The organism is Flavobacterium sp. (genome assembly GCF_043720215.1).
Classification (GTDB): domain Bacteria; phylum Bacteroidota; class Bacteroidia; order Flavobacteriales; family Flavobacteriaceae; genus Flavobacterium.
The window spans coordinates 1-8,155 of sequence record NZ_JAYSSZ010000228.1 but is presented as its reverse complement, the minus strand read 5'-3'; the positions used below and the strand labels follow the sequence as shown (position 1 = coordinate 8,155).

At 31.5% G+C, this 8,155-nt stretch carries 7 protein-coding genes; 3 read left to right on the top strand and 4 right to left on the bottom strand.

The features are described 5' to 3' along the window. Nucleotides 1-615 (top strand): PDZ domain-containing protein (locus tag ACHZC3_RS10285; RefSeq protein WP_394759777.1); only part of this gene is annotated, 615 nt, incomplete at its 5' end. A 31-nt stretch (nucleotides 616-646) separates the two neighbouring features. On the opposite strand, the gene ACHZC3_RS10280 is transcribed toward ACHZC3_RS10285, so the two are convergent. After that, a complete protein-coding gene (locus tag ACHZC3_RS10280; protein ID WP_394759776.1) occupies nucleotides 647-1,081 on the bottom strand; it encodes a DUF1573 domain-containing protein in 435 nt (144 codons plus the stop codon). A 303-nt stretch (nucleotides 1,082-1,384) separates the two neighbouring features. Here ACHZC3_RS10280 and ACHZC3_RS10275 point away from each other — a divergent pair, with 303 nt between their 5' ends. Continuing rightward, the gene (locus ACHZC3_RS10275; protein WP_394759775.1) at nucleotides 1,385-4,018 is read left to right on the top strand and encodes a valine--tRNA ligase; all 2,634 of its coding nucleotides are present in this window, start codon (nucleotides 1,385-1,387) and stop codon (nucleotides 4,016-4,018) included. 105 nt (nucleotides 4,019-4,123) lie between these two features. Here ACHZC3_RS10275 and ACHZC3_RS10270 read toward each other — a convergent pair whose 3' ends face one another. The 3 genes from ACHZC3_RS10270 to ACHZC3_RS10260 are packed head-to-tail and all read right to left on the bottom strand — an operon-like array spanning nucleotide 4,124 to nucleotide 7,308. After that, a complete protein-coding gene (locus ACHZC3_RS10270; RefSeq protein ID WP_394759774.1) occupies nucleotides 4,124-4,696 on the bottom strand; it encodes a pentapeptide repeat-containing protein in 573 nt (190 codons plus the stop codon). A gap of 28 nt (nucleotides 4,697-4,724) precedes the next feature. Beyond that, complete coding sequence (locus ACHZC3_RS10265) at nucleotides 4,725-5,045, bottom strand: response regulator (protein WP_394759773.1); 321 nt, start codon at nucleotides 5,043-5,045, stop codon at nucleotides 4,725-4,727. A 34-nt stretch (nucleotides 5,046-5,079) separates the two neighbouring features. Then, entirely contained in the window at nucleotides 5,080-7,308 is a 2,229-nt protein-coding gene (locus ACHZC3_RS10260) for a PAS domain S-box protein (protein WP_394759772.1), read from the bottom strand. Between the two features lie 454 nt (nucleotides 7,309-7,762). Between ACHZC3_RS10260 and ACHZC3_RS10255 the strand changes: the two genes are divergently transcribed. Then, the coding region (locus tag ACHZC3_RS10255; protein WP_394759771.1) for a DNA-deoxyinosine glycosylase at nucleotides 7,763-8,155 on the top strand (393 nt) is incomplete at its 3' end.

Sequence of the window (8,155 nt, the reverse complement as noted above, 5' to 3'; positions counted from 1 at the left end):
AGAGGTTTTAGCGGAAACATTTACGGAAAGCGCTCTAGAATTGATAAGTTTAAAATTGGAAAATACGAAATAGAATCTCCTACCATTTCTTTTCCCGATACATTATCATTGCAAAGTGTTAGCATGGTTGAAGGTAGAAATGGATCTATTGGTGGCGAAATACTAAAGAGATTCGATGTGCTTTTTGATTATTCAAACAAGAAAATGTATATCAAGAAAAATTCAGATTTTAGCGAACCGTTTAATTATAATATGAGCGGATTAGAAATTCAGCATAACGGACTGCAATGGGTAAAAGAAGAAGTAGAACTAAAAACTCGATTTGTAAACACAGAAGTTTCTGTAATAGATGAAAAAGAAAAAAGTGTAAAATATAATTTTATGCTAAAACCAGTATATGAAGTTACAAGTGTTCGAGAAGGTTCGCCCGGAGCAGAAGCAGGAATTAGAAAAGGAGATATTATAGGAAAAATAAATGGGAGCTATGTGTTTAATTACAAATTACACGAAATAACACAAATCTTGCAATCTGAAGAAGGACGTACAGTAACTATGCAAGTAGAACGAAAAGGAGTGATATTGAAATTCAAATTTCGACTCAAAAAAATACTATAAAAAAGTCCCGCAATTTTGTGGGACTCATTTTTTAATTACTAGGTAAAGATTTCCTCTTTTCCATCATATTTACTTCTTCAGGAACAACTACCGTTCCTTTTATTTTTAGAGGAACCATACCGCCTTCATAGTTTACAGCATTAGATTCTACTGTAATAGTTTTTCTAATAGGACCAGGATTCATATTATATTTTACATCAATCTTCCCTGTTTTTCCTGGCAAAATTGGTTCTGTTGGCTTGGTAGGAACAGTACAACCACAAGACGATTTCACGTCTTTAATAATAAGTGGAGCATCACCTGTATTTGTAAACTCAAATGTTCTAATTCCACTATCATCGTTTTTTGTTACAGTACCGTAATCAATCGTATTATCTTTGGCCGAAAACTCAATTTTAGCACCACTTTGCGCCTGAGATGCAAAACCAAAAGCACCAATTGCTATAAGAATAAAAAATTTTTTCATTTCAATTTCAATTTATTAGTAAAAATAGTTTTGTTTTAGTAAACATACAAATATTTTAACTCTCTTTTTATATTAAAACACTTTGCTTACTTTTGCATACAATTGCAAAAAGTGTACCAAAGTTCTTTTTCTTTATTAGAAGCAGAACATTCACTTTACAAAACAACATTATTCCTGCTGTACGTTACAATCTTATCTCGTTAAAAACGAGACAAGGATTTTCACTTCCATCAGGGCTAAAAATAAAATTAGTCGTTTTTTACAACCGATTAATCAGATAAACGAATAACCGAATCAACAAATATGACAATTCCAGCACAATTCAACGCCAAAGAAACTGAACAAAAATGGTATGACTATTGGATGAAAAATAAGTATTTTCATTCAAAACCAGACCATCGTACACCATATACCATAGTAATTCCTCCGCCAAACGTGACTGGAGTGCTCCACATGGGACATATGCTAAACAATACCATACAAGATGTGCTTATTCGTCGTGCGAGATTGAAAGGATTCAATGCTTGTTGGGTTCCTGGAACAGATCACGCTTCTATTGCAACAGAAGCAAAAGTTGTAGCCAAACTAAAAGCCGAAGGAATCAATAAAAATGATTTAACTCGTGAAGAATTTCTAAAACACGCATGGGAATGGACCGACAAATACGGAGGAACAATTCTTGAACAACTTAAACAATTGGGTTGCTCTTGCGATTGGGATAGAACCAAGTTCACGATGGATCCTGACATGTCAGCTTCTGTAATAAAATCATTTGTAGACTTATATAACAAAGGACAAATATACCGTGGTTACCGCATGGTAAACTGGGATCCCGAAGCAAAAACTACGCTTTCTGACGAAGAAGTAATTTTCGAAGAACGTCAAGGGAAATTATATTATATCAAATACAAAATCGAAGGAAGCGAAGATTTTTTAACCGTTGCTACCACACGTCCTGAAACCATTTTTGGAGATACTGCCATCTGTATCAATCCAAACGATGAACGTCACACAAATCTAAAAGGTAAAAGTGCCATTATCCCAATTTCAGGAAGAATCATTCCTATTATCGAAGATGAATATGTCGATTTAGAATTCGGAACTGGTTGCCTAAAAGTGACTCCAGCACACGATATGAATGACAAAACATTAGGAGAAAAACACAATTTGGAAATCATTGATATTTTCAATGAAGATGCTACGCTAAACAGTTTCGGATTGCATTATCAAGGTAAAGATCGTTTTGTAGTTCGCGAAGAAATTTCGAAAGAATTAGAAACTTTAGGCGCCATTTCTAAAATAGAAAACCACATCAATAATGTAGGAACATCTGAAAGAACAAAAGCGGTTATCGAGCCTCGTTTGTCCGACCAATGGTTCTTGCGAATGGAAGATTTAGTAAAACCAGCTATCAAAGCCGTTCTTGAGACCGAAGAAGTAAAATTATATCCAGCTCGTTTTAACAATACATACCGTCATTGGTTAGAAAATATTCGTGATTGGAATATCTCACGTCAATTATGGTGGGGACAACAAATTCCTGCTTATTTCTATGGTGATGGAAAAGAAGATTTCGTAGTTGCTGAAAACATTGAAGAAGCTTTGGTTTTAGCCAAAATAAAAACTTCAAACGCTCAACTTCAAATTTCTGATTTAACTCAAGATGCCGATGCTCTAGATACTTGGTTCTCTTCTTGGTTGTGGCCAATGGCTGTTTTTGGTGGAATTCTTGATCCTGAAAATGAAGATTTTAAATATTATTATCCAACGAATGATCTAGTTACTGGTCCAGATATTTTATTTTTCTGGGTTGCCAGAATGATCATTGCAGGTTACGAATATACAGGAAAGAAACCGTTTTCGAATGTATATTTAACTGGATTGGTTCGTGATAGTCAACGTCGTAAGATGTCTAAATCATTAGGGAATTCGCCTGAACCATTAGGATTAATCGAAAAATTTGGTGCCGATGGTGTTCGTGTAGGATTATTGTTAAGTGCTTCGGCTGGAAACGATATCATGTTCGACGAAGAGCTGTGCAATCAAGGAAAAGGATTTACTAATAAAATCTGGAATGCTTTCAAACTAATAAAAGGTTGGGAAGTTTCTGAAACGATTCCGCAACCAGAATCTTCAAAAGTAGCGATAGAGTGGTACGAAGCGAAATTGCAACAAACTTTATTAGCTATCGAAGATGATTTCGAAAAATACAGAATTTCCGATGCGTTAATGGCCATTTATAAATTGGTGTGGGATGATTTTTGTTCATGGTTTTTAGAAATGATAAAACCAGGGTACCAACAACCTATTGACAGCGTTACTTTTGCAAGCGCCATTGAAATGCTAGAAAACAATTTAAAATTATTGCATCCATTCATGCCATTTTTAACGGAAGAAATTTGGCAAATCATCACCGAAAGAACACCAGAAGAAGCCTTAATTGTTTCAACTTGGCCAGAACTAAAACCGTTTAATGTAAGTTTGATTTCAGATTTTGATACTACGATTGAAGTAATTTCAGGAATTAGAACCATCAGAAAAGATAAAAATATTCCGTTTAAAGATGCGATTGAACTTAGAATTGTAAACAATGATAAGGCTTCAACTTATTTCGATTCGGTTGTGACTAAATTAGGGAATATATCTTCGTTAGAATATGTTACAGAAAAAGTAGATGGTGCTTTATCGTACCGAGTAAAATCGAACGAATATTTTATTCCAATTACAGGAAATATTGATGTAGAAGCTGAAATTTCGAAATTAACTGAAGAATTAAATTACACCAAAGGTTTCTTAAAATCAGTACAAGGAAAACTATCTAACGAGAAATTTGTGGCTGGTGCTCCAGAAAAAGTACTAGAAATGGAACGAAAAAAAGAATCCGATGCTTTGGCTAAAATTGCTACGATTGAGCAGAGTTTAGCTGGATTGAAATAAAAATTTCGGTATATAATAAAACGGGCTTCACTAATTATCACAAAATTATTCGTGATAATTAGTGACTCGAGCCTGAAAGGCGAACAGGCGAAGCAAATTCGTGTTTTAATGTATTATAATTTCATATTTATCTAACAAACCTTTTATATTTTCAGAAGAAAAAACAGCTTTTTTCAGTTTTGTTTTTTCAGGATCGATAGAAAAGAAATAACTGGAATAAAAATCAGTTTTATTGGCAATGGCATCACTAAAAACTGCCAGATGCAAATTACAATTATCAAAAATAGCTTCGGTTAAATCTGATTGCATAAAATCGACAGCAACCATGCTACAATCTATAAATGACATTCCTCGTAGTTTCAAATCATAAAACTGAACATAATCTAATTTGCAATTTTTGAAATTGAATTCATAAATTATTTGGTCCGTCATCGCAAAATTTACTGAAGTAAAATCACAATCATTAAATAGTACATTTCGTAAGCCAACATGACCAATTTTTGCTTCTTTAAAGTTACAAAAATTGAAAGTGCAATCTACAAAATGCACACCTGTAAAGTTACAAGCTGTTAAATCACAATGGTTAAAAACACAATTTTCGTATTCTTTTTGTGAGATTTCATATTGGCTAAATGTAATATTGTTGTATTCCTTATCGTAAATATAATCGGTACTCATTATTTTTTAATTTAAAAGCAAATATCGTTTAATTTTGTTCAGCTATTTTTTGCAGTTTTTCTAAATTGATTGGTTTGCTCAAAAACTCTTTAACACATTTGTATTTTTTAGCTTTTAATTTGTCTTCTGTTGAAATAGAAGAACTGGCGATATAAACGGTACTCTCTTTATTTATTTTTTTCTCCAACTTACAAAATTGATCCAAAAATTCCCATCCATCCATTTCAGGCATTTCTAGGTCAAGAAGAAGAATGTCAGGTAAATCGGAAGTAGATTCAAAGTAAGTTATTGCCTCATTTCCGTTATTGAATTCTATAGTTTCACTATAAAGGTTGGTTTTTTGAATCAACTTTTTAGTAATTAATTTGTATATCGGGTCATCATCAATGATGCAAATTCTCTTTTGGAGCATTATTAAAATATGTTTTAAAAGTTGTACCTATGTTTATATTACTTTCTACTTCTATTTTACCTTTCAGAGTATCAATTTGATTTTTTGTAATAAAAAGCCCAATTCCTCTTGATTCTGGGTTATTAGTAAATGTTTTATATAACCCGAATAATTTTTTTCCGTTTTTCTTTAAATCTATTCCTATACCATTGTCTCGGATTTCAAGTATTTGATAATTGTCTTCTGTATATGTTTTAAGTTCAATTTCAGGTTTCCGGTCTGGATGTTTGTATCGAATAGCATTTGATATAAAATTGAGTAAAACACTTTCTAGATAAGCGGGATTAAAGCTTACTGTCGCATCATTTGGAATAGTATTTATTATTATAACTTCATTTTTAGTGATTTGATCTCGTAAGACTTCTATTGTTTTATTAACGTATTTATTTAGATTTAATTCTTCAATAATAGGATTTATATCAGTTTGTATAGAAACAACTTCGTTTAGGTTGCTCATAGTTTGGTTTAGTGTTTCTGAAACCGATTTTAATAAAACTAATAATTCGTTTCGTTCTTCTTGATCTTCGCTCATTTCAATCAAACTAATCAAGGATTGAATGTTGCTGGTATGTGCTCGTAAATTATGCGAAATAATATGCGAAAAATTTAATAATCGTTTGTTTTGTTCTGTGACTAATTTTAACGAATTATTCAAATCTATTTCAAATTGTTTCGATTTTGTCGTGTCAATTAAAATTCCTCTAAATTTAATTATATTTTCACTTTCATGATAAACACTTACAATATCACGAACCCAAACGATACTACCATTTTTAGCAATCATACGATATTCATAATCAAATGATTTTTTGTCATGCGCATGCTTAGTAGTGTAATCAATAACCCAATCTCTGTCCTCGGGATGAATTATTTTTCTCCAAAAATATTTATCTGCAATCCATTCTTCAGGAGTATATCCTAAAATGTCTTCCGATTTTTTACTGATATAAGTTACTCCAGACTCTTCCGAATTACCTTCCCAGACAATACCATCAATACTATCTATTAAATCTTTAATTTTTTGTTGTGATTCTTGTACTTGTCTTTCAGATTCTTTTCTACCTGAAATATCTTCAATAATGGCAATATGATTGTTTGGCTTTTCATTTTTTTTCCATAAAGAAGAAATTGTTATGTTTATCCAAATGATTTTTCCGTTTTTGTGAAAATATCTTTTTTCCACAGAAAATTGACCTATCTCTCCATTTCTCATTTTTTTCATGTTCATTAAATCTTCATCCAAATCATTTGGATGTGTGATCATCATGAAATTCATTTTCTTTATTTCCTCTTGGTTATAACCAATAAGTTCACAAAATTTGTCATTTGCATCGATAAAAGTGCCATCGATAGAATTGGTGTGTACAATTCCTAGACCAGCATGTTCAAAAATAGATTTAAATAGAAATTCACTCTGAATTATTTTTTTTGTTTGTAACTTAACTAACTTTTGTAATTCTGAAGGCTTTTTAAGTAGGGTTGTAACAAATAGCCCACAAAGTAAACTTAATAAAAAAGCAATTATCATAACTGGGGAAAAGCCCGATAAATAATTTTGTTCTTTAGAAATAATATAGAGAACCCAATCACCCTCTGGAATTTCTACTTTTTCAAATGATTTATCATATAGTGGAGATTTGTTTTCAAGAAAAAACTCTTCAGTATTTGTTATTGGATTTATTTTTGAAAGTTGAAAATAGTACTTATTACTTTTAAAAGATTCAATTCCAGTTGATTTTATGAGTGTTTTAAATTTAACTATTACAGCAGAAAAACCCCAAAATCCACCTTTTTTAAATATAGGTAAACGACCAACAACCCCCAAACCTCCTTGTTTTAATTCGACAGGACCTGAAAAATAAATGGACTTTGTTTCAATGGCCTTTAAAGCTGCTTGCCGATGTAAAGGACTATGAAGTATATCAAAATTCATAGCAGGTTCATTTCCCTTTAATGGATAAGTATATTTTATAATTCCATTAGGAACTAGCTGTACAGCATCGATATAATTATTACTACTAATAATTTGTTTGGCAACTTGTTCGAAATCTTTAGGATTCCCATTATCGTCAATGGTTAATGCTAAAGTTATTGTTGCAGCATAATTACTTTTTAAATTTTGCTCAATATTTTTTTCAACAACAGCTAAAATACTTTCCATTTCGTGTTGTTCATTTTGCTTTGAAGCTTGATATTTAAAAAAGAAAATAATACTAAAAAAAGAAAATAGACATATAAAAACAATAAGCCCAGAGGTCTTAGGACGTGATAAGAACCAACTGATTAGAGCTGCTATTTTCTTTTCGAAACTCACAAAAATGTTTTTAGTAAACAAATATAGCTAAAATCAGATAAATAAGTAATTATACAAAAGAGATTAAGATAAAAAAGGACTAGATTGATTAGCTTTTTCTGATCTAATCGTTAACCATGAAGCTCTTAAATCTTTTGTTTAAATTCAGAAATTAATGAGGAAACAATTAAAAAAATTGAAGACTTTGAAAAACTCAACTTTAAAAACAGTAAATTTCCAACAACAAAATTTGAATAAATTTTTTATTTAAAAACACTGATAACAATTTTTATTACTTTTGAATTACCACTCAAAATAGATAATGACACTAAATTCTTTTCCCCCTATTTCAACTATTGACGCTAAAATCCTTATACTCGGAACTATGCCAGGCACCCAATCTTTGATGCTGAACCAATATTATGGACACAATAGAAATGCGTTTTGGAAACTGATATTCAGCATTTTTGAAGAGCCTTTTTCCTCAGTATATGAAACCCGTAAAAACATACTTTTAAAAAACAAGGTTGCGGTTTGGGATGTTCTGAGTGTCTGCGTACGAATAGGAAGCTTAGATAGTGCTATTAAACAGGAAGTACCCAATGATTTTAATGCCTTTTTAGCAGCACATCCTGAAATAAAATATATCTTTTTTAACGGGCAGAAGGCAGCACAATATTTCAAAAAACATGTTACCGTTTCAGAAAAACACAAG